The sequence below is a fragment of the Paenibacillus sanfengchensis genome, assembly GCF_036864765.1.
In the GTDB taxonomy this organism is placed as follows: domain Bacteria; phylum Bacillota; class Bacilli; order Paenibacillales; family Paenibacillaceae; genus Fontibacillus; species Fontibacillus sanfengchensis.
The window spans coordinates 670580-691449 of sequence record NZ_JBAGJC010000001.1; the positions used below are offsets into that span (position 1 = coordinate 670580).

The 20870-nt window shown below is 44.7% G+C and carries 18 protein-coding genes; 2 read left to right on the forward strand and 16 right to left on the reverse strand.

Translation table 11 applies throughout. The features are described 5' to 3' along the window. Positions 1-60 precede the first annotated feature (60 nt). The 12 genes from V4U84_RS03050 to V4U84_RS03105 all read right to left on the reverse strand — a co-directional run bounded on the left by V4U84_RS03050 (position 61) and on the right by V4U84_RS03105 (position 14434). Positions 61-924 carry an ABC transporter ATP-binding protein gene (locus V4U84_RS03050; protein ID WP_334073285.1) on the reverse strand — a complete coding sequence of 288 codons (864 nt, stop codon included), beginning with the start codon at positions 922-924 and terminating at the stop codon, positions 61-63. Between the two features lie 171 nt (positions 925-1095). Beyond that, positions 1096-1917 (reverse strand): TlyA family RNA methyltransferase, encoded by an 822-nt coding sequence (locus tag V4U84_RS03055; protein ID WP_334073286.1) that lies wholly within the window; start codon positions 1915-1917, stop codon positions 1096-1098. 661 nt (positions 1918-2578) lie between these two features. Further along, positions 2579-3472, reverse strand: a complete 894-nt coding sequence (locus tag V4U84_RS03060) for a carbohydrate ABC transporter permease (RefSeq protein ID WP_334073287.1) — start codon at positions 3470-3472, stop codon at positions 2579-2581. A 12-nt stretch (positions 3473-3484) separates the two neighbouring features. Beyond that, positions 3485-4399 (reverse strand): ABC transporter permease, encoded by a 915-nt coding sequence (locus V4U84_RS03065; RefSeq protein ID WP_334073288.1) that lies wholly within the window; start codon positions 4397-4399, stop codon positions 3485-3487. Between the two features lie 65 nt (positions 4400-4464). Further along, positions 4465-6195 (reverse strand): type 2 periplasmic-binding domain-containing protein, encoded by a 1731-nt coding sequence (locus V4U84_RS03070; protein WP_334073289.1) that lies wholly within the window; start codon positions 6193-6195, stop codon positions 4465-4467. Between the two features lie 267 nt (positions 6196-6462). Next, positions 6463-8109 (reverse strand): extracellular solute-binding protein, encoded by a 1647-nt coding sequence (locus tag V4U84_RS03075; protein WP_334073290.1) that lies wholly within the window; start codon positions 8107-8109, stop codon positions 6463-6465. A gap of 27 nt (positions 8110-8136) precedes the next feature. Continuing rightward, the gene (locus V4U84_RS03080) at positions 8137-9558 is read right to left on the reverse strand and encodes a response regulator transcription factor (protein ID WP_334073291.1); all 1422 of its coding nucleotides are present in this window, start codon (positions 9556-9558) and stop codon (positions 8137-8139) included. 3 nt (positions 9559-9561) lie between these two features. Next, entirely contained in the window at positions 9562-11262 is a 1701-nt protein-coding gene (locus V4U84_RS03085; protein ID WP_334073292.1) for a sensor histidine kinase, read from the reverse strand. A gap of 314 nt (positions 11263-11576) precedes the next feature. After that, entirely contained in the window at positions 11577-12800 is a 1224-nt protein-coding gene (locus V4U84_RS03090; protein ID WP_334073293.1) for an FAD-dependent oxidoreductase, read from the reverse strand. A 20-nt stretch (positions 12801-12820) separates the two neighbouring features. Continuing rightward, positions 12821-13369 carry a YeeE/YedE thiosulfate transporter family protein gene (locus tag V4U84_RS03095; protein ID WP_334073294.1) on the reverse strand — a complete coding sequence of 183 codons (549 nt, stop codon included), beginning with the start codon at positions 13367-13369 and terminating at the stop codon, positions 12821-12823. 35 nt (positions 13370-13404) lie between these two features. Continuing rightward, the gene (locus tag V4U84_RS03100) at positions 13405-13632 is read right to left on the reverse strand and encodes a sulfurtransferase TusA family protein (protein WP_128632914.1); all 228 of its coding nucleotides are present in this window, start codon (positions 13630-13632) and stop codon (positions 13405-13407) included. Positions 13633-13744: 112 nt separating this feature from the next. Beyond that, positions 13745-14434 carry a YeeE/YedE thiosulfate transporter family protein gene (locus V4U84_RS03105; RefSeq protein WP_334073295.1) on the reverse strand — a complete coding sequence of 230 codons (690 nt, stop codon included), beginning with the start codon at positions 14432-14434 and terminating at the stop codon, positions 13745-13747. A 172-nt stretch (positions 14435-14606) separates the two neighbouring features. On the opposite strand from V4U84_RS03105, the gene V4U84_RS03110 reads away from it, so the two are divergent. Next, positions 14607-15494 (forward strand): LysR family transcriptional regulator, encoded by an 888-nt coding sequence (locus V4U84_RS03110; protein ID WP_334073296.1) that lies wholly within the window; start codon positions 14607-14609, stop codon positions 15492-15494. Positions 15495-15504: 10 nt separating this feature from the next. Here V4U84_RS03110 and V4U84_RS03115 read toward each other — a convergent pair whose 3' ends face one another. Together V4U84_RS03115 and V4U84_RS03120 are read right to left on the reverse strand one after the other, a co-directional pair. Beyond that, positions 15505-15732 carry a sulfurtransferase TusA family protein gene (locus tag V4U84_RS03115; protein ID WP_334073297.1) on the reverse strand — a complete coding sequence of 76 codons (228 nt, stop codon included), beginning with the start codon at positions 15730-15732 and terminating at the stop codon, positions 15505-15507. Continuing rightward, positions 15729-16640: a LysR family transcriptional regulator gene (locus V4U84_RS03120; protein WP_334073298.1), complete on the reverse strand. Its 912-nt coding sequence runs from the start codon at positions 16638-16640 to the stop codon at positions 15729-15731. Before V4U84_RS03120 ends, V4U84_RS03115 begins: the two co-directional genes overlap by 4 nt. Before the next feature lie 135 nt (positions 16641-16775). Here V4U84_RS03120 and V4U84_RS03125 point away from each other — a divergent pair, with 135 nt between their 5' ends. Next, complete coding sequence (locus V4U84_RS03125; protein WP_416367205.1) at positions 16776-17801, forward strand: YeiH family protein; 1026 nt, start codon at positions 16776-16778, stop codon at positions 17799-17801. 113 nt (positions 17802-17914) lie between these two features. Here the strand turns inward: V4U84_RS03125 and V4U84_RS03130 are convergent, their stop codons facing one another. Both V4U84_RS03130 and V4U84_RS03135 read right to left on the reverse strand, forming a co-directional pair. After that, entirely contained in the window at positions 17915-19711 is a 1797-nt protein-coding gene (locus tag V4U84_RS03130; RefSeq protein ID WP_334073299.1) for a polysaccharide deacetylase family protein, read from the reverse strand. Positions 19712-20162: 451 nt separating this feature from the next. After that, positions 20163-20870, reverse strand: coding sequence for a 5'-methylthioadenosine/adenosylhomocysteine nucleosidase (locus V4U84_RS03135; protein ID WP_334073300.1), 708 nt, complete (start codon positions 20868-20870; stop codon positions 20163-20165).

Here is a 20870-nt window from a genome sequence, read left to right on the forward strand (position 1 = left end):
GTAGCCTTTCGTTTTGAAACGCCCGTTTCCTTTGCCGCTCAACACGCCAAGCGCCTGCAATTACTCAACCACATACCACTTTCTCTGGGCTTCAAACATTTTTTTATATTCGCCATCCCTACTAATAAGTTCACTGTGCTTACCATCCTGTACAACCCTGCCGTCCTTTAATACGATAATTCTATCGGCGATCTGAACCGAACCCAACCTGTGAGTCACGATGATTGCGGTTTTGTCTTGGCAGATTTCCGCAAAATCGTTATATAGGCGTGTTTCCTCCAAAGGGTCAATAGCTGACGTTGGTTCATCTAAAATCATCAATTGGCTATCCCTGAATAATCCGCGTGCAATAGCGATCCGCTGCCATTGACCGCCGGATAGCTCTATCCCGTCAAAATCTCGTCCAAGCCTAGTGTTTAATCCGTCTCTATAGCTTTCGTCTTTCAAAATCACCCCCGATTTATCGCAAATATCCATAAGCATCGCTTCATCTGTAGGCTTGTCCATCTGACTGATGATCAAATTTTCCCGCACGGTCATATTATATTTGCAATATTTTTGAAAGACAGCGGACGTATGATCATAACTCAAATTTTTAACAGGCATATCTCCATAAATGACTTCTCCTTTAGACGCCTCATATAACCCCATAATTACTCTGCATAATGTTGTCTTGCCGCTGCCGTTTTCACCGACGATCGCTAAAGTCTGGCCACTGGGTACCGTTAAACTGATATTAACCAAGGCCTCCTTGTCAGTCATTGGATAGCTAAAACTTACATTGCTCAATTTAATATCAACTTTTTGAGGCCTTGGCACCCTTTTTTCAGGTTTATTCCTCTCATTGACAAAGTCCAAGAAGTTTTCAACAGTTCCCACATTTTCAGATGCCCAACCGATCCTTTCGGAAACTAGTTCGCTCATAAAACTATAAAGTCTGTAAATCGAGGCCAGTACGGCCGCAAACGCGCATTTTGCCTCCAATGTTTAACATGCGTAGATTGTAAGAAAATACGCTAAGTCTCCAATATGTAGAGACTTAGCGTATTTTTAGTTGAATGATCTGTGATATTACCGTTCCATACGCAGATGCTCTTATTTACTATAAGCCTTTAGTTTGGCGGCCTCACTGACGGCAACATCGATATCTTTTCGGATATCTCTTTTTACAGAAGCTCCGCTCTGACCGAGCCATAGAAAAAACTCTTTCGTCCCTTTATTCCCAGTAACCGGACTGTTCGTAATACCCAAAATGCGGAGCCCGATATTTTCTGTAAAACTAACGAGATCCATGAGAATTTGTGGATATATACCCGGATCGTCTACTTTTCCCGATCTGCGGATTTGCGGGTCCGCAACCTCAAACAAAGGTTTTACCAAACATAGTATTTCCCCGGACGGCTGCAGCAGTCGAACAACAAGCGGAATCGCCTGTTTCAAGGACAAATAAGAAAGATCCAGTGTGGCGAATTCTGGCTCGGGCTTTAAATGCAGCTTCGTAACGGAACCAATATTTGTCTTCTCCATGTTAACGACTCGGGGGTCAAGCCTTAACTTACCCGCCAATTGACCATACCCAGCATCGATCGCATACACTTTAGCTGCACCGTGCTGCAATAAACAATCGGTAAATCCACCCGTTGAGGCTCCCGTATCCAAAGCGATTTTACCGGAAACATCGATTTGAAAATGCTCCAATGCGCCTTCAAGCTTAAGACCGCCTTTTCCGACATATTTCTGTTCATACCCTTTAATGGCTATCTCAACATCTTCTCTAACTTGCTCTCCTTCATAGACCGCAGGTCGGCCGTTAATCAACACCTTATTTGACATGACCCAACTGGCCGCTTCCTTCCGCTCCTCAAAAAAGCCCCGTTCCAGCAGCAATTGCCATAAAGGTAATTTTCGTTTGTTCAACCCATTCCGCTCCTCTTCTTTAAAGTCGTCATTCTGGACTTCGCAGAAGGCGGAGCTCTTATAGGCCGGTAGTAACGTTATATTTCAACTAATAAATGGTACATGTAGAATCAACTCCGAATACATATTTTCACTAAGTTAATTATTCATTTGCACGGAACAAAAGGTGCAAATGCACCACAAAAAAGAAACTATCAGTAATCAATCACATAATATCACAACATTTTCCATTAATATAGATGTATTTTTATATTATTACGCTTAAAAACCATCTCATTTGTAAAGTTATTACCAGGTTTTAATATTGCATTTGCACGTAAAACTTCATGTCAATTTTCGTTTATGCACAGTTTAATGCACATTATGTCATGTGCTTTAGTTATAGGAGGTTCCGAGTATGCAAAAAGCTCTTGAATTTCCACAGAGGAGATTCAAGAGCTCATCCATTCTCTAGTTGATGCGGTCGAGAGGACCGACCACGTTTTCGTCGCCCAATTTTCTGCAGCAAAGAAATACAAAATATCATATCCTCACAAGAGAGTCAACCTAAAAAACTAACCTGTGTTGTTGTTCCGCGATAATGTCATTATGGAACAGGAGTCATTAACTTTGACAAGAACAGAACTGGCATGCTGCACCCAATGATCGCCTCCGCCGGTGTTTATTCCTTTACCGACCCTACCACGATCCCGGTAACAAAATACTTTTGTAGCATCGGATATATCATTAGAAGGGGGACTACGGAGATGACGATTTTGGCCGCATTCAAGTTTCTGTTGGATATTTCCGTAATATTGGCTAGCGAACTCGAATTGGTCCCCTCTTTTACCAGATCCGAAATATTGATGCTCAATGACTGAATGTATGTCATTAATGGATAATTGCTCACTTTGGTCATATAAATCAAACCGCTGAAAAAGTCATTCCATGTCCCCACAATGCTAAACAAGGCTACTGTCGCTAGTGCCGGGACCGAAACGGGTACATAAACCTTCAGCAAGACCTGCATCGGATTTGCCCCGTCAATAACTGCCGCCTCCTCCAATGCCCGGGGCACTCCTATAAAAAAGTTCATGACGAGAATGACACTAAAAATGGGGACGGCTCCAGGTAAGACTAGTGCCCACACATTGTTAAGCAGATTCAGGTTTTTCACAATCAAATAGCCGGGAATCAGACCGCCACTAAACAACATGGCAAAAATCATTAAATTCATATACACATTTCTGCCTTTGAATTCCCTTTTCGATTTGGAAAGCGGGTATGCCATTAAAATGATTAGGATCATATTAAGAATCAACGCAAGTGCGACGCGAAGAACAGATATCCCGAAAGACCTCCAGAATTGAGCATCCTCTATAATTCTCGTATACGCTACCGTTGTAAATTTTACCGGCCATAATCCCACAGCATTGGCTGCAACGGCAGCGCTGCTGCTGAAGGAAATAGCTACGATATTCCACAGGGGAAGAAGACAAATAAGTGCTGAAAATATAACGATGGCATAGATTACAAACCGCCCAAACCGGGCTTTAAAGCCTGCATATTGCGTCATTACAACCGCCCCCTAGAATATCTTCCGATCTGTATATTTTTTGGCCAATTCGTTAGCGGACAACAATAGAACAATGCCAATGACTGATTTAAACAGACCTACAGCGGTTCCGAAACTGTATTGGCGCCCTACCAGACCGATACGGTATACATAAGTGTCCAATATATCTCCAGTCTCGTAGACGATGGGATTGTACAAGTTAAAAACCTGGTCAAAACCGGCACTCAAAATATTGGTGAGACTCATGACTCCCATAAGGAGAATAATAGGCAGCATCCCTGGAAGTGTAATATGCCACACCCGTTTCCACCAGTTGGCCCCATCGATGGCAGCCGCTTCATGGAGTCCGGGATCAATAGCTGTTATCGCGGCCAGGTATACGACCGAACTATATCCGAATTCCTTCCATACATCAGTTCCAATAAGTAACGGCTGAAACCAGGTGTTGCTTCCAAGAAAATTGATTTTCTCCAAACCGAAAAACGTTAAAATCTGGTTCACGTTCCCATCCAGATTAAACATGTTAACCACTACGGATGCTAAAACGACCCATGACAGAAAGTGAGGCAAATATACTATAGTTTGAACCGTCTTCTTTAAAAACCTGAGCCGGATTTCATTTAACAAAATGGAAAAAACGATGGCCGCAAGGGTTCCCAAAATAATTTTCCCAAGTGCGATTACCAAGGTATTGCTTATGATTTGCGCGATATCCGGTAGTTGGAACATGTATTTAAAATGCTTCAAGCCCACGAATTTCGATTCAAAGATGCCTTTGGCCGGTATATAGTTCTGAAATGCCATAACAATCCCAAACATCGGAATATAGCTGAATATGAGTAGAAACACCATTCCGGGAAGCATCATCATATGATACATGGCCCCCAGACCTAGCCGTTTTTTAGCCATACTGCCGTGCTGCTTCATAAATAGGCTCCTTTCATATACAAAGGGCTGCATCAGCAGCCCTATTTTGCTTTTTAGATAATTCCCTATTGCTTGTTTTCGGATACTTCTGTTTCAATTTCTTTGATAATCTGGTCTCCACCTTGTGCCTTCCAATTCGAAACAAAGGTATCGAAATAATCCAGTGGCTGATCGCCCATGATAATTCTGATAAAATCTTCTTGCTCCATTTTTTGCAAATTCGCCCAAGATTGCTGCATGCTCTCCGTGGTTCCGGAGAATACAGGAGTCACCCAGTTAAATTTGTTTTCTTTCGTGAGCTGGTCGATCAGACCGACGCCTTTCATGCGGGAATGATATTTCGCCCAATCCGTTACTTCCGCAGTGCCCGGGTTGGCCAAATATTTTTTGACACTCTCAATATTATTTTTGGATTCCGTTGTCCGTACTTCATCCATGGTGATTTCATCCTTGGCACCACGGGATATATCGGAGAAGTCATCCAACAGGGAGGTAGCCGAATTAATCTCGATGTTAAATGGTCTTGCGGAACCATCCACTGCGTCTTTCTGGTATTTGGCTACTTCCGGCATGGTCGTAGCAATATTTTTGTCGTTGGCAAGCTTATCATAAAACAGATTTACGATCTTAATCGCCAGTTCCGGATGTGCATATCCTTTCTTCACCACGATAAATTGATCGCTTGGATTGGCATGGGCCACATTGATTTTGCCATTTTCATCTTCCAAGGCATATGCTGTAAACACAGCGTTACCATCCATTTGTTTTACCGTGCTCAAGCCCCAATCCGGGATATGCCAAGGGCCGAAGGCAATGCCGCTTTGTCCACTCGTGAGAAGAGCCATGACTTCATCCCAAGTTCTTGTACCGAATTGTATATCTAGGATGCCTTGTTTATACCAATCAGCCAATACTCCTAAGGCTTGCTTGGTTCCCTCGGTGGTAGAACCATACACAACTCCTCCTTCCTTACCTTCAAGCCAATATTGAGGAAAGGCGGAATAAACATTGGCAATCGCCGTCATCGTATGGGCGGTTCCGCCATAATCATTTGAATTTAAATGGTTGATAAGAGGAATGCCAACGGGTTTCCCTGTCTTCCCTGGATCCTTTTCCACGAATGTCTTTGCCGTTGTTGTTAGCTCATCCAAAGTGATGGCGCCATCATGATCACTGTCAAGCTTTATTCCCAGAGAATCCAGCCAGTCTTGGCGAATCCAAACCATAGTCGGCGCAGAGTCCACGGATGTAGCCGGAATGGCCATTAATCGTCCATCAATCGTCGCATTGCCTAGAGCTCTACCCTTATAGGAATCATAAACTTGCTTAATCGTATCGGTAGCATATTTGTCATACACTTCGGTTAAATCTTCAATCAATTCATTATCAACCAATTCCTTCAAATCTTGTTTGGAATTCACACGCATCATATCCGGTAATTCTCCGGAGGCGATGGCAAGAGCAACCTGTCTATTGTATGCATCGCCATTACTTTCAAAAGCATCTTTGATGGTTACATTAAATTGTTCCTTTACGAGCCGCGTATAAGCATTATTCTCATATGTATCACCTTGAGGCAATTTAGGATTCGGCGCCGTAACCCGGCCCAAATTCACTACAACCTCATCCTTATAGGCACCAAACGGGTCTACCGCCGCGGTTTCATTCCCCGGTTTCTGCGTCTTATTTTGTGAACTATCACTATTCGATGAGTTCCCACATGCCGTTAAGGAATAAATCATGACTGCTGACATGGTTATTGCTGCAAAACGCTTTAAAAATGTGCTTCTTCCCATCTTATTTACGACCTCCCATAAAAACTATCAGTTTTTGAATTCGCTTTCATTATAAGAGAGAATTCGTTGGGCCGAGATAGATGCGAGTTGGGGATTTAGGTAGACAATTGTACGCAGTTTTCTTAATCAAGATTAAATTTTAGCTGTAGTCTTCAACATTACTCCCCCCTTCGTCGTACAAATGTCTACCTCGGTGCCTTAAGCTTTATAAAAAAAACGGCTGCAAAACCCACGATACTTCGTGCTGTTTACGGCCGGTTATTTCTGTTACTTTATAGATGGTTTCATTTCCTCAATAATTTGATGACCGCCCCGTTGCTTCCAATCCTCAACAAATTGGTCAAAGGAGTCGACCGGTGCTGAACCCATTATGATCTTCAAAAATGCTTCATGTTCAAGTTTAATTAATTCGTCCCATTTTTCTTTCGCCGTTTTGGTTCGTTTATAAGAAAGGCTTTGAATTTCGTTCAGGTTGGGATCAAAGAAATTTCTCCCTCCCACAAGTAGGGAATAAGTTCGCATAAAACTCGGATCGTCTTGATTCCAGTACTGTATAGCAAGGTTACTATAAGGTTCCAATTTAACTCTTTTAATCGTCTTCACCGTGTTTTTTAGCAACTTATATTCCGGCTTGTCCAGGAAATCTTCCGGGTTCTTGGTTCCTGCCAAAACTTCCTGCGCAGCCTTAGTCTCGAACTTCGCCTCATCCATCGGGGCAATGAAGTTTCGAATCAACATGAATTCGTTTCCCAACCGGGATTCGTCTTCAAGGTAAAGATTATTCATCTTTATTGCAGCTTCCGGATAGGCATACCCTTTACGTACAACAAGAAAAGAGTGGGAGGGATTGGATATTTTTATATTATATTTTCCCTTCGCATCTAGCGGCAATGCATAGGCCTGCCAATTCGCATCCGGATCATTCTTCCAGGCGCTCGGCAACGGCCAATACCCTCCAAAGAAACCTTGAAAGAACATCCCGGCTTTGCCGCTTATAACCACATCCTCCGGTGCTTTGCGGCTGCCTAATTCCGGATCAATCAAACCTTCAAGGTACATTTCCCGCAGGTTAGCAAGCGCTACTTTGGTTTCCGGGAGAATTGACCCATAGGAAAGATTTCCACCAGCATCTTTTAACCAATATCCCGGATAAGCATTGTAGGCAGAAAATATCGGAGTCAGGTCAAAGGCGAACGACCCGATGCTGAAATCGTTATATAACCCCGTGCTTGCGGCAAGGCCTATAGTATCCGCCAATCCGTTTCCGTCAGGATCTTGTTCAACAAAGGCCTTCGCGACTAGCTTCAGTTCATCCATGGTTTTCGGGGGGGTTAACCCAAGGCGGTCCAGCCAATCTTGCCGAATCCAGAGCATACTGAAATCTTCAGATGCTACAGATGGAATAGCCATCATTTTTCCGTCGTAGATCACTCTATCCAAGGCAAAACCTTGGGTACTGTCTATAATTCGCTTCATTTCGGGAGAGGCATAATTTTCATACACTTTGGTCAGATCTTCAATTTCTTCGGCTTTCACCATCTCCTCCAGTTGAGCCTGATTTACAATGACTGCATCGGGGAGATCAGAACTAGCTATGGCCAAGTTTATCTTCTGGTCAAAATTTTGTTTGGAGACCTGCCACGCCACATTCATTTCAATATTAAGACGTTCTTTAATCTCTTTCCTCCAGGGATTGTTTTCCAGCGAATTTCCATTCATGGGTTTCAAACTCGGGTCAACGATATAGCCCAGCCGAATCTCGACTGGCTCTGGATACTTGCCAAAGGGACCGGCAATCGTAGTAGAATCCGGCATTCCACCAGATCCATTATGGCGATTCGGAGAATCTGATTGGCCGGAGCAGGCAGATAATAGGGAGGCGGCAAGAATAAGCGGAATAGTTCTTTTTATCATGAAAATACCTCCTAAGATTCCCAAGTATTACTCTCCCCTTGTTTTGTTATCCTTCCGATGAACCTGTCGATATTCACTTGGAAGCATACCCGTTAATTGTCTAAAGGTTCTGCTAAAGTACTTTTCGTCTGCGTAGCCTGTTTGTTCCGCGATCCAGAATATCGTGTTGTTGGTATTCAACAAATACTCTTTTGATTTTTCGATCCGGATTGACCTGGAGTACTCATTGAACGTTTGACCCATCATTTCTTTAAAACACTGGCTAAAATAGCTGCGGCTAATGTTCAGTTCTTGCGACAATTTGGATGCGGTAAGCGGACGACTCACCTCATGCTGCAGCATCAAGACCGCTTTCTTTACGCAATCCACAATCTCCTGGGAATATGAAGTAAACTCGGCTGATTTGCGTATGATTCTTCGAATTTCATCCATCCATTGTTTCACCTGATACCAGGAGTTAATAGAATGAATCATCGGGATTTTCCCCAGATTGGTATTTGCGAATAAGTGATTCCATTCCATTACAAGAGAATAAAACAACCCTGTTAATTGGCTTTTGCGCATTCTTAGCGACTGGATTTGTTCAAGAAATCCTTCATAGCAGCTATCGTTATAGGACCAGGGTGAAGAAAGCCAAATGTCTTTAATCCTATTCAAATCTTCGTCTTTCAGATCCTGGGTGACAGGAAGTTTTTCTTTCATAGAGACATAAAAATAAGGATTGCCCGGTACATATTCATAAAATACTACCTTTTCTATATACTCTGTGACCCATTTCTGAATCTCTTTCCAGGGGAATCCATGAATATGCGATAACGTAAGCAGGATCCCCTCCGGGACCGAAGATACTTTATCCGACAATCTGGTCGATAAATCATTTTCGTTTCCCTTTGGAGCAACCCAAATCCAGTTGTTTCGCTCCAACTCCAATTTGAATTCACCGGATTTAAGCTCAATTTCAAACGGCCAGGCTTGATTGGATTCGCGATCCATGGATACCAGCACATATGCCTCATGAAAGTCTGTATTCTTTTCATCAAAATCAATATTTTTTCGCTCGAGCGTCTTCAGTTCTTTAATACGTCCTGCTATTCGGCCCAATACTTCTTCAAACTGTTCCTTCTCCAATTCCACCTTGGCTATATAATCAATTGCACCTAATCTAAGTGCTTCCTGGATAAAATCAAAATCCTGGTGTAGCGTCAACACCACAATGTGGAGGCTTTGGTACCGTTGTCTGGCAATTCGCATTAACTCTATTCCTGACATGACAGGCATGGCTAAGTCGGTCAATAGCAAATCAACAGGATGCGATTCCAGAAATTCAAGAGCTTTCTCTCCATTATTGGCTTCTCCTATGACCTCCATGTCAAAATCTGCCCAGGGCATCGCGGACATGAGTCCTTTCCGAACAAGTTTATCATCATCTACGATAAGAACTCTGATCATACGTTATTCCTCCCGATCTAGGGGCAGGATCAACAGTACTTTTGTACCGATGTCCATCTCGCTAGTTATCTCCAATTTGGCCCTCTCCCCATACTTTGCTTTTAACATCCGGCGCACATAGTTTATTCCAATCCCCATCCCCACCTTATTTTGCTCTACAGTCTGGCTGTTCAACAATCTTTGTATCGTCTCATCAGACATTCCGGCCCCGTTATCTTGAATACAAATTTGTATATCTTTTTCAAGCTTAACGTCAATTTCAATAAATCCATCGTCATTTAAACCGTGATAGAGCGAATTTTCGACCAGAGGCTGAAGTATAAATCGAGGAACAGGCATTTTAAGCACTTCCTCGTCCGCTTCAATCCGTACGTTAAACTGAAAATCATAACGAATCTGTTGGAGTATCAAATACTGTTTTAAAGCATCCAATTCTTCCTCCATTGTTGAGACTTGCCCAAGCTTCCCCAAATTATAATAAAGTAGCTTGTTTAAAGATTGCACAAGCCGGTCAATCTCATGTTGTCCATTCATCAATGCCAGCCAATGAACCGTATCCAGCGTATTCATCAAGAAGTGCGGATTGATCTGATATAACAGCTTCTCCACTTCGAGGTCTACCCTTTTTTTCTCCTTTTGCTCTACTTCTTTAAATAAGTAGCCTATCTGATCCCGCAATTCCGAAAATTTAATCAACAAAAAATCAAATTCAGGAATTTTCGTATATGCTCTGTGTTTTGCAACCTGTGGATGCTGTGTCATCCATTTAATTTCCGCATGAAATAAATTCAGCGGTCTATACACCATTTTCCAGAGCAGCCAGGCGAGTAATAAGGTTAATGCAAGAAAAAACAAAGCAACAAGCATAATCTGGAACATCCACTGATTCTTCTCATGCTTATAATCCGAATCCGAAATGACGGAAACGACACTCCAACTCTGATTGGACTCCTGTTTGAACCAATGGTACCCGTTATAAGTTCCCTCCAAAGAACCGTTGAATACTGCGGATACGTCATCCCCCTGCTTAAAAACCCCCTGTTCTTCGCTATAAGCGATTTTCCCCTTTCCATTAACAATTAAATGGGAGAGTGTCCCCCCATATTCGTCATAATCCAGGATATTTTGCGTCAATCGAAATCCTGATTCCATATAAACATAAATGTCATCACGTTCAGGCAGCTCCACCTTACGGAGAGCGGAGAAAACAAATTGATTATCGTACTGGCTCATACTAATGTGAGGTCCATAATAGGTAATTCCATAAGATTGGAAAAGTACCGGCATTGAATCGGGAGAAAACTCTTCCTTAATAGGAAAATTTTCGAATTGGACTTCACCGTCATTTTTGAAATAATACAAAGTTAACCCAATATTAGGATTTGTAAAAGTAACTACACTCAGCTCACTCATGAGCTCCTCTCTCGATTCCATGCGTTGAAAAGGATCTTGATCTGGTTGCATTACTTTGTTCAATTGCTTTCCGATCGTCCCCTCGTAAGATAACTGTTGTGTTACATGCTTCAAGTTGGTTATCGAATTCTCCAACGAGTAGGTTACTTGTTTCAGATTGCTTTTTATTCCGTTGTCAATTTTATTGGCGAAAATGGAATCAATCGTATAGTACGATAAAATAAAAATACTTAAAAAAGGCGCGATCGAACTAAATAAAAAAAGCAAAAAGATCCTTCTTTTAAGCGTCATTCTTAATTGCTTCTCCTTCAAGTAATTTTTGGGAAACTTGGGTTCCGACAAATGTGGATGTATTGATTAGGTTTTATAGGATAGTTCACCATATATAATATATTGTTATTACAATGGCGTAAACGTTTACTACAAGAGATCCATCCATCACTTTCCTCCGTTCTGTACTCCCCACGCTGCACTGCGAGAAACACAAAGAAAAGGCTACGATGAATGAGCTCATTCATTGTAGCCTTTCGTTCGAAACAGGGATATAGTGATGTGGAGCCGAACAAGGACTTTTCGTAACCGCCATTAAGTAGAACGCGAATCTTCTAAGACAGAAGACGGTTTAAATGTTCTTCATTAATATTTTCAGTTAATATTCTCTGCATCTTCCCATCGGTGAAGTAAGCGACAGCCGGTACGATGTCTATGCCTAGCTTGCCGGCAAGTCCGGGCGACTTATAGACATCCACCTTGGTTACTCTCAATTGTGCCCCGTGAGCCTGCTCGAACTTCTCGATCAGCGGCAGCAGCTCGCGACACTTCGGTTCCGTAGCATTCCACAGGTAGACAACCGAAGGGTTACCGTGATTTAAAATCTGATTCTCATAAACTTCGCATTCCGAAATATATTTCTCTGCGCCGTAACCGGCAATTGCACCGTCTCCCACCGCCGTAGCGACCTGTTTCAGGAATTTATCGCATACATCGCCTGCGGCCAATACACCGGGTAAATTCGTCTCCATCTTCTCGTTGACGAGCACGTATCCGTTTCGATTCAGCGTGATCGACTCCGCAAATATTTCCGTATTGGGGATATATCCAATGAACAGGAAGCAAGTGTCCACTTTGACCGGCTGCAGCTCACCGGTTTTCAGATTTTTCAGCACGACAGTCTCCAGCCGTTCCTCTCCCTCAAAAGAATCGACCATCGTATTCCACATAAATTCCATCTTGGGATTGTCGAGAGCCTGATTTTTGGCGATTTCATTGCAATCCATTTTGCCATGATCATGCATCACGGACACGATCACTTTATCGGCAAATTTCGTCAGGAACATTCCCTCTTCAATAGCCGCATCCCCGCTGCCGATCACCATCACCGTTTTGCCCGTATTGGCCGCCGCATCACAGGTCGCACAGAAGGAAATCCCTTTATCGTACAAATACTTTTCTTCATTCTTGGCACCGGTCAATCTTGGCTTTCCCCCGCTGGCAATGATCACAACCTTTGATTCATAACGAATCCGGAACGTTTCCACCACCTTCACCTCGTCCGTCAAAGAAACCGCTTTGACATCGGTCATTTTAAAATCCACGCCAAATTTCTTCGCCTGTTTATGGAACAGGCTCATCAATTCCGTCCCTGTCGTCCCCTCGGGAAACCCGGGATAGTTTTCGATCTCGTTCGTATACGTGGCAAGACCGCCAACCAGTGTTTTTTCCAGAATCAGCGTCTTGAGTCTGGCGCGTCCGCAGTAAATTCCCGCCGTTAACCCCGCCGCACCACCGCCGATAATTACGACATCATAGTGCTCTGTTCTCTTCTCCATATGCCCGATCCCCCATCACACTACATAAAAAATTTAGCCAACAATTTGCTGCCGACAAAAGCGCCTACCAGCAGGAACAGCCAGAAAATCCAGCCGGAAAGCGACAGCGAAGAAATCGAAGTAAACAATGCCCCGATATTACAGCCGTTGGCAAGTCTCGCTCCGTAACCCATCAGCAAACCGCCGAGTATGGCTGCAAACACTTGCTTCAACGAACGAATCTTCTTCAGCTTAAATTCCGAAGCAAACAGCGTAGACAGCAAGGCCCCGAGAATAATGCCCAGATTACGAATCGATCCTCCATCGTTCAGAAAGCCTGCAGACAGCGTCTTTTGTGCCTTTTCCGAGCTGAAATACGCCCAGTTGTCCACATTGCCTCCGACGAGTTGATACATCCAGGCACCCCAATCCGCAAAGGCGCTCGTCACCCCCCACCCCTTCGAGAACACAGCAAGGTGGGCTGTTGCAAATACCGCGAGCAGCACGGCTCCGGTTACGTATGTTAACGGTTCTTTCAGCAACTTCTTATAAAAACGGTTAGAGGATATTTTCAACCAGAATGCGTTCACCTGTTAATTCCCCCCATCTTCCTCGTTCCGACATGCTATTTCGTCTTCTCGATCACAATTTCCCATTCGCCATCATCAATTTCTTCAATTTCCACGTTGTGGCCTTGCTTTCTCGCCCATTCCGGAACATTCTTCATCGCACAGCTATGGTCAATCGATACGACCAGCACGTCGCCAACCTTAAGCTCCTCCATCTTTTTCTCCGTTCTCATCAACGGAACCGGACAAGCCTCACCCATGCAATCCAACGTAAACTCTGCCATTTTCATTACCACCTTAACTTAGTATTTTTGTGAATCATTTCACTTTTTTTTCAAAACCAAAGATACCCTTTGTACCCAGGCTTAAGAGAAGCGACCTTCGCCCGCTGAGCTCTCACTCCGCACTGCCCATTTTTTTCTGCTGCCATTTGACAGAAGCAATGTAAAGCAGCAAAATAATTAAAAACTGAACCAGCAAGGCTCCCAACCAGCCAAACACATCAGGTAAAAACACCGCCGGCGCATCCTTTATCACCGCTGTCCGCCACCAGCCCATATCATGCGCTCCCCACAAAGAGCCAATGACAAAGAACACCAGAGAGAGCATCTGCATCGTAAAACCTTCCCCGACCCGCATCAACGTGCCAGAGGCACAGCCGCCGGCAATAACCATCCCGATCCCGAAAATAACGGCGCCGATGACCAATGCCAGGCTGATCTGACCGACATTGTCCATGCCCGGAATACGGTTGCCCGCTGCAAAGGCCGAGTATTTTATCGCCGTGAAGCCAATGGTTGCAAGAGAGCAAGCAATTAATACCGCTCTCGTCACGGATGTGCTCCCCGTAATCCATGGATCCCGCATGGAAGCCGTAAAACAAAACCGCGCTCTTTGCAGCACTACGCCAAACGCAAGCCCGAAAAGTAAATAGACCACCATTTTGTCATTGTATTGATTCAAATAGAAACCAAATCCAATGACGAGAGCCGTAGCCACAAGAGCGATCGGCAGTTGGCTCTTCTTCGGCTTTCTGGGTGCCCGGGCGCGAGTGGATTTCGCTGCGGCACCGGTGTTTTGCTCCATAAATAAACACCTCCAACTTTGAAGTCAATTACTATGTGAAAATAGTAACATGATTATGAGATCTGTGGTTATCTGCATTTTTGATGCTGCATTAGTTTTTTTTATAGCGATTTAATTATTGACGGGTTATGATATACAGTGGTCAAAGGTTGACAAAAGGGGGCGCATTCCAATGAATCTGGAAACGCTTAAATTATTTCTGGATGTTGCCAAGCTCAATAGCATTTCCAAAGCGGCGCAGAGATCGCACATCACGCAGTCCGCGCTAAGCCAACAATTAAAATCCTGGGAAACGACGCTGGGCACCGAGCTGCTGAAGAGAAGCAACAAAGGGGCGCAGCTTACGGAAGCTGGAGAAATTGCCCATAAATACGCGGCACAAATTTGTAAGCTGTATGAAGATATGGCCACCGAAATCGAACAATTCAAGTCTGTCCCATATCAACACCTATCGATTTACGCGGTCCCTGAAGTATGCAACTATGCACTGCCCTGTACTTTATTTGAAGTGAAGAATCACTTCCCCTGCTGCAATATTTCCTTAAACGAAGCGCTCAGCCCTCACGTTGAAGATCATATTTTACTTGAAGAAGGAGACATCGGCTTCATCTCCGGTCCACCCTCCAAGTCAGAGATCGTCTCGCATAAGGTATTTTCCGACCAAGTCATGCTCGTCTCCAGCAGCTCCAAGCCTGCTCCCGATGAGATTCATTTGGAAGAGCTGACCCGATACCCTCTGATCGGATCAACCCAGCTTGGCTGTGTTCAACGCTCGCTGGCGAGAGTCTTGACGGAAAACGTAAAGTTGAACATCCTCTACAACTTGGATTCCATTGAGGCCGTTAAGCTGGCTGCAATCAAAGGGCATGGCGCTGCGTTTCTTCCATATATGTCCATAAAAAAAGAGCTGTATTACAAACAGCTCAAACCGATCCATATTCGCGATCTCCAGGTTTACAATGATATTTATATGGTGAAGAGGCATCATCAAAAATGTAACCGCGATACCAAGCAACTTGTTCAGTTTATTGAGCAGACCTTGATTGATACGTTATGCTAAGATCCCAAGCTCAAGCCTCTATGCTGATCTCCCACACGCCATTCATCACTTCTTCGGCCGAGCAACGCAGCCGGGTCTGATCACAATATTCCGTAATCGATTTTCTCGCACAACTATGGTCTGTAAGCAGCAACACCTTTTCGCCGCGGCAAATCGCTTGATGATGCTTCTTAAGCATCAATACCGGCACCGGACAAACTTCTCCCATACAATCGATTTCGATCATATTTTGACTCACTCCTCACTAGACTCCTTGATAAGTCCAGTATTCAAATACTCCTTAAGCGTTTCAATAAACGTATTCAGCGCTTTGGTCCGGTATACCGAGCTGGTGACGAGGGTAAATTCCCGCTTAAACGGAAGCCCCCCCACTTTGAGCATTCCGATGTATCCGTTCGTCAGCTCCTTAGCAATGGCCCACCCTGACAGCAGACTGATCCCCAAACCGGCCTCAACCGACTCCTTGATCACCTGGGTACTTCCGAATTCCATGATCATTGTCGGAGTAAAATTATGCATTTCAAAGAAATGGTCTGCGGCCTGTCGGGTACCCGAACCTTCTTCCCGAAGAATCCATGTTTCATCCGCTAATTCCGAAAGGTGCAATTCACCGTCCTTTTGTAATAAAGGATGCGACGGTGAAGCAACGATGACCATATGATCCTCCGAAACGACCTCCGAATGCAATTGATGATTGTTGAAAAAACCCTCAATAATCCCAATATCCAATTGATATGAATTCACCAAATCGGTGATTTCTTTCGTGTTGTGAATAATAATGGAGGGTCTGATCAGCGGGTACTCTCTCTTCAGCTTGGCGATAATATGCGGCAAAATATATTCACCAAATGTATAGCTCGCGCCAATAGCAATCGGACCGCTGGCATGGCCCGCCAAATCATCCACTAAATCATGCATTCTTGTATAGAGGGCCAGGATTTCTTTTGCATGGTGGTAGACAATCTCCCCGGCTTTATTCATTCGCACGTGTTTATTGTTCCGCTCCAACAACCTGGCCCCTACCAACCGCTCCAGTGTTCTAATGTGTTGGCTGACGGCCGGCTGTGTCATATGCAGTTCCTCTGCGGCTTTCGTGAAATTTTCTTTTTCCACGACCTTCATGAATACTTCTAAATATTGATCCATCTCGAACACTTCCGCCCATATAAATTCACTTATTATCCCTATTATATATCGTTATTTTTCTTATGAATATGACGGAGGTACACTGGGATTGTGAAATTAATTTGGGGTGATGATATGGAAATCCAATGTGCAAATATGTTAAAAGAGAAAAAACTTCCTGAACCAAAAAAGAAAGCTTCCGCGGGCATGTTGTTTTCAGGGATTGCCTTCACTGTTGTTATTGCCGCAATGGGGTTCGCTTTATCACGGGTTCCCGGATTCGATCATGTTGGCCCGCTGGCCTGCGCGATCGTCATCGCGGTGATTTACCGGCAATTTTTCGGTTATCCGGAGGCATTACGGTCAGGGATTCAATTTTCATCCAAGCGTTTTTTACGTTTTGCGATTATCTTGTATGGTCTGAAATTAAACATAGATACTGTTCTTCACCAGGGTCTTCCCCTGCTTGTTCGTGATATGGCAGTCATCGGATTTGCGATTGTGACAACCGTTTGGCTGGGGAAAGTTCTCAAAGCGGAGCCATCATTAACCTTGCTTCTCGGGGTAGGAACCGGGGTCTGCGGTGCTGCGGCTATTGCCTCCGTATCCCCGATATTGAAAGCTGATGACGAGGACACCGCCATTGGAGTTGGCATTATAGCACTAGTAGGAACCGTTTTTTCAGTCGCTTATACCATTCTTCGGCCGTTTTTGCCGATTTCAGCCATCCATTATGGAATTTGGAGCGGAATCAGCCTTCATGAAATTGCGCATGTCGCACTGGCGGGGGCCCCTGCGGGACAGGATGCACTGGCGATTGCTCTACTGGCCAAATTAGGTCGAGTTCTGCTGCTGATTCCCTTATGCTTCATATTGATCTTTTGGATGAAACGGAAAAATTCCGGAAACAGTAGCGGTACGCGAATTGAATTTCCTTGGTTCCTTATCGGATTTATTCTGATGAGTCTATTTGGCAGTTACTGTTTAGGCAAGTACATTCCTGTTTCCCATGGGCTCATGAACGGCGTATCCAATCTGACGACCTTTATTCTCACAACCGCCATGGTCGGGCTTGGATTAAATGTAAATCTGCGCGACCTCGGTGCAAAAGCTTTTAGACCGCTCATGGCGATGTTAATCACTTCTATCGTGTTATCGGTTGTTACGTTTTTTATTGCTTAAGAAGCGAAATATCCCGGTTTACCTTTAAAGAATAAGCGGATTAGGAACAGAACAAGCTCCTGAATTGCCGCATGGACAATATCAGGAGCTTGTTTATAGTTATGGAGCGCGACCTAACCGTTTGTCTGTACCAACTCCATCATCATTTTTACAATTTCGACGCCATAGGAAGTAACACTCGCCCACGATCCGCCCAAAGCCTCCACCGTAACCGCCTTTCCCTGCAAAGCAGGAAAGTGCCTTGGGTCAGGTGTATCCGATTTCGGATAACCCGGCGCGCCGGCGTACAATGCCAGATGATCAATCTGCGCCTGAACCCCTTCCTCCCAACTGAAAAAGCGCTGATGCGCCGCATGATCCGTGTCGGAACCCCCTTCCTGGTTTTTTAAGCCGGCCGGATTATTAAACGTTTCATCCAAAATGCCTCCAAATTTTCCAAAGCCCGTCTCCTTTGCGGCCTGACAATACACGACCGTCGGATCGACTCCCGCTTTTAAAGCTTCCTCCCAAACAATATCCGCCAAATTTATAAACACATCCGTTGCCCCTTTAGAACTTGCCCATGCTTTAGCTTGCTGGACCGTAGCTCTTGGGGCGGACAAGATGTATGTATCGCCAGCAACGGCCCTTTCCTCGCCGTTATCTTCTACCGACTTCTCGTCATTTTCTTCTGCCGGTTTCTTGGAAGAAAGGGTAACGGTACTGTCTGCGGAGTTCCACGTCATGTCCATTCCGGCAAGTTCACTCACAAATCTTAAAGGGACATACGTTTTTTCCTTTATAATCATTGCGCTGGTATCCATCTGTATCTGCGCTTCATTGACCACAGCCACTTTGTCGCCAATCTTCAAATCGACATGTGTATTGTCCTTCGACAGAACCAATTGTTTCTGCTCCCCGCTTCCCTCCCATTTGACGCCAAAACCCAAGGATTCCGCCATGAATCTTACAGGCACCAGTATCCTGCTATTTTCATCGACATGTGGTTTCGCATCCGAAAATTCGACTTCCGTGCCATCGTATATCAAATGGATATTACGCTCTTCGGTACCGCTGTTTCTATTATTGGAGCCATCAGCATTAGCCGACGTCTCCTTGTCCTTATTCTGCGCAGCCGGTGAATTTGCGGCCTGTGAAGGGACGTCCTTTGAAGGAGCGGTCTGCTTTGCAGTATCGGGGGCCGCGGCTGTCGATCCGTCCAGATTATCAGCCAAACCGTTCAGCTCGGCCATCGTAACAAAAGTGTAGCCTTTAGACCGGTAGTAATCAATAATCTGGGGAAGCGCCTTAACCGTCTTATCCCGCTTTCCTCCCCCGGAATGCATCAGCACGGTGATCTTGTTGCCGGAGCTGGACTTCACCGTTTTGAGAATGCTGGCAACAGAGCTGCCCGCCGCCCAGTCCCGGGTATCGACAGTCCATAGAGCCTGTGCATGTCCCAGTGCCTGAATTTCTCCCTTCACCCGTCCCGATGTCGCCCCATAGGGAGGCCGCATCATGGTCGGGGCGGAGCCGGTAATCTCCCGAATCGCTTTATCCGTCTTTACAATTTCCTGGCGAGCCTTCTCTTTGCCAAGCTTGGTTAGTTCAGAATGGCTCCACGAATGATTTCCTAGAGCATGCCCTTCTTTTACGATGCGTTTCATCACATCGGGATACTGTTTAACCCTATTTCCTACTACAAAAAATGTACCCTTCACTTTGTAATCTCTTAAAATATCAAGCACTTTCCCGGTATATATTTTATCGGGCCCATCATCGAAAGTTAGGGCCACCATTTTATTGGCTTTATTTCCCGATGAGGAAACAGATCCTGCGGCTGCCGAGTAACCGGTTCCGGCTGAAATAAGTAGTAAAACGATCATTACGGTAGTAACAATGAGCCTGAATAGATGATGCCTTTGCTTCATGTAAATTGACCTACTTTCAATATATTAATCTAGTGAACATTTTGCATAACCAGAGTCTTCATGGGTAACGACTGATGAACATAAGAAATGGGCTTCTCCCGACTTGGAGAAAGTTTTCAGGGAACCCGACATATCCGCAAAATGCTCATGTACTGAAAAAGTATAGATTATTTTTTTCCAAAATGATAGAGAAGAACTTGTATACAACTTGTAACTTTTGAAAATAGGGATCAAAGGATGGGAGCGTTAAGGTATACGGAAATGAACCGCAGCAGCATATCCAATATGTACATCTGAACGCGAGCTTTCTATCGAGGTTATTTAAAAAAAGGACGGTATGACCATTACGAAATTATCCTTAACATACAAACCACATTACAGGAACGTTCCCATGTTAAAAAATGAAAAAGCGAGCATTAGCGGAAATCCTCCCACTAACACTCGCTCTTTCTCATCCAATGAAGCTGCTAACCAGCAGATCCGTAAAGTGCGCGGCATGAGCGGCAACGGCATCCAAATTATCATCGAAGCTGTCAGCCGTTACACCGCCATGTCCCGCGATATCCGATACCGCTTTTACAGCTAATACCGGTATTCCATATTGCGCAGCGGCCTGCACTATGCCGAGCCCTTCCATATCCGATACCTTGACGGCAGGGAAGGTTGATTTAACCCTTTCTACCCGCTCCGGTTCACTCATGAAGGAGTCCAAAGTCAATACTAATCCGAAATCAAGAGAATAGGGGAGTTCTGCCGCTGCCGCTACTCTTCTCGCCCGATCCAGCAAAGCTGCATCCAAATCGTATCTGGCCGGCATTTGCGGAACCTGTCCGGGTTCATACCCGAAGCAAGTCGCATCGACATCCCCATAAATGTACTGCGTTGCCACAACGACATGGCCTACGCTCAATCCTGCGCCAAATGCGCCGGCCGATCCGGCATTCAGAATCAGATCCGGCCGATGCCGTTCGATCAACAGCGTGGTTGCGACGGCTGCGTTGACCTTGCCGATGCCGCTTTCTACGAGGATTAGCGGTTTGCCCCGGTACACAGCTTCCTCAATGATAACCTTGCCTACTTGGGTCCTGGCCGTAATTTGCGCCTGATTGCGAAAGGGAGCCATCTCCTCCTCCATCGCCGTAATGATAGCAGTCCGCAT

What these genes read in the sequence shown, in the direction of transcription:
- V4U84_RS03050 (WP_334073285.1), bottom strand. Translation starts at nt 924, where the DNA reads ATGAGCGAACTAGTTTCCGAAAGGATCGGTTGGGCATCTGAAAATGTG.
- V4U84_RS03060 (WP_334073287.1), bottom strand. Translation starts at nt 3,472, where the DNA reads ATGACGCAATATGCAGGCTTTAAAGCCCGGTTTGGGCGGTTTGTAATC.
- V4U84_RS03065 (WP_334073288.1), bottom strand. Translation starts at nt 4,399, where the DNA reads ATGAAGCAGCACGGCAGTATGGCTAAAAAACGGCTAGGTCTGGGGGCC.
- V4U84_RS03070 (WP_334073289.1), bottom strand. Translation starts at nt 6,195, where the DNA reads ATGGGAAGAAGCACATTTTTAAAGCGTTTTGCAGCAATAACCATGTCA.
- V4U84_RS03075 (WP_334073290.1), bottom strand. Translation starts at nt 8,109, where the DNA reads ATGATAAAAAGAACTATTCCGCTTATTCTTGCCGCCTCCCTATTATCT.
- V4U84_RS03080 (WP_334073291.1), bottom strand. Translation starts at nt 9,558, where the DNA reads ATGATCAGAGTTCTTATCGTAGATGATGATAAACTTGTTCGGAAAGGA.
- V4U84_RS03085 (WP_334073292.1), bottom strand. Translation starts at nt 11,262, where the DNA reads ATGACGCTTAAAAGAAGGATCTTTTTGCTTTTTTTATTTAGTTCGATC.
- V4U84_RS03090 (WP_334073293.1), bottom strand. Translation starts at nt 12,800, where the DNA reads ATGGAGAAGAGAACAGAGCACTATGATGTCGTAATTATCGGCGGTGGT.
- V4U84_RS03100 (WP_128632914.1), bottom strand. Translation starts at nt 13,632, where the DNA reads ATGGCAGAGTTTACGTTGGATTGCATGGGTGAGGCTTGTCCGGTTCCG.
- V4U84_RS03105 (WP_334073295.1), bottom strand. Translation starts at nt 14,434, where the DNA reads ATGGAGCAAAACACCGGTGCCGCAGCGAAATCCACTCGCGCCCGGGCA.
- V4U84_RS03110 (WP_334073296.1), top strand. Translation starts at nt 14,607, where the DNA reads ATGAATCTGGAAACGCTTAAATTATTTCTGGATGTTGCCAAGCTCAAT.
- V4U84_RS03120 (WP_334073298.1), bottom strand. Translation starts at nt 16,640, where the DNA reads ATGGATCAATATTTAGAAGTATTCATGAAGGTCGTGGAAAAAGAAAAT.
- V4U84_RS03125 (WP_416367205.1), top strand. Translation starts at nt 16,776, where the DNA reads ATGTTAAAAGAGAAAAAACTTCCTGAACCAAAAAAGAAAGCTTCCGCG.
- V4U84_RS03130 (WP_334073299.1), bottom strand. Translation starts at nt 19,711, where the DNA reads ATGAAGCAAAGGCATCATCTATTCAGGCTCATTGTTACTACCGTAATG.
- V4U84_RS03135 (WP_334073300.1), bottom strand. Translation starts at nt 20,870, where the DNA reads ATGCGGACTGCTATCATTACGGCGATGGAGGAGGAGATGGCTCCCTTT.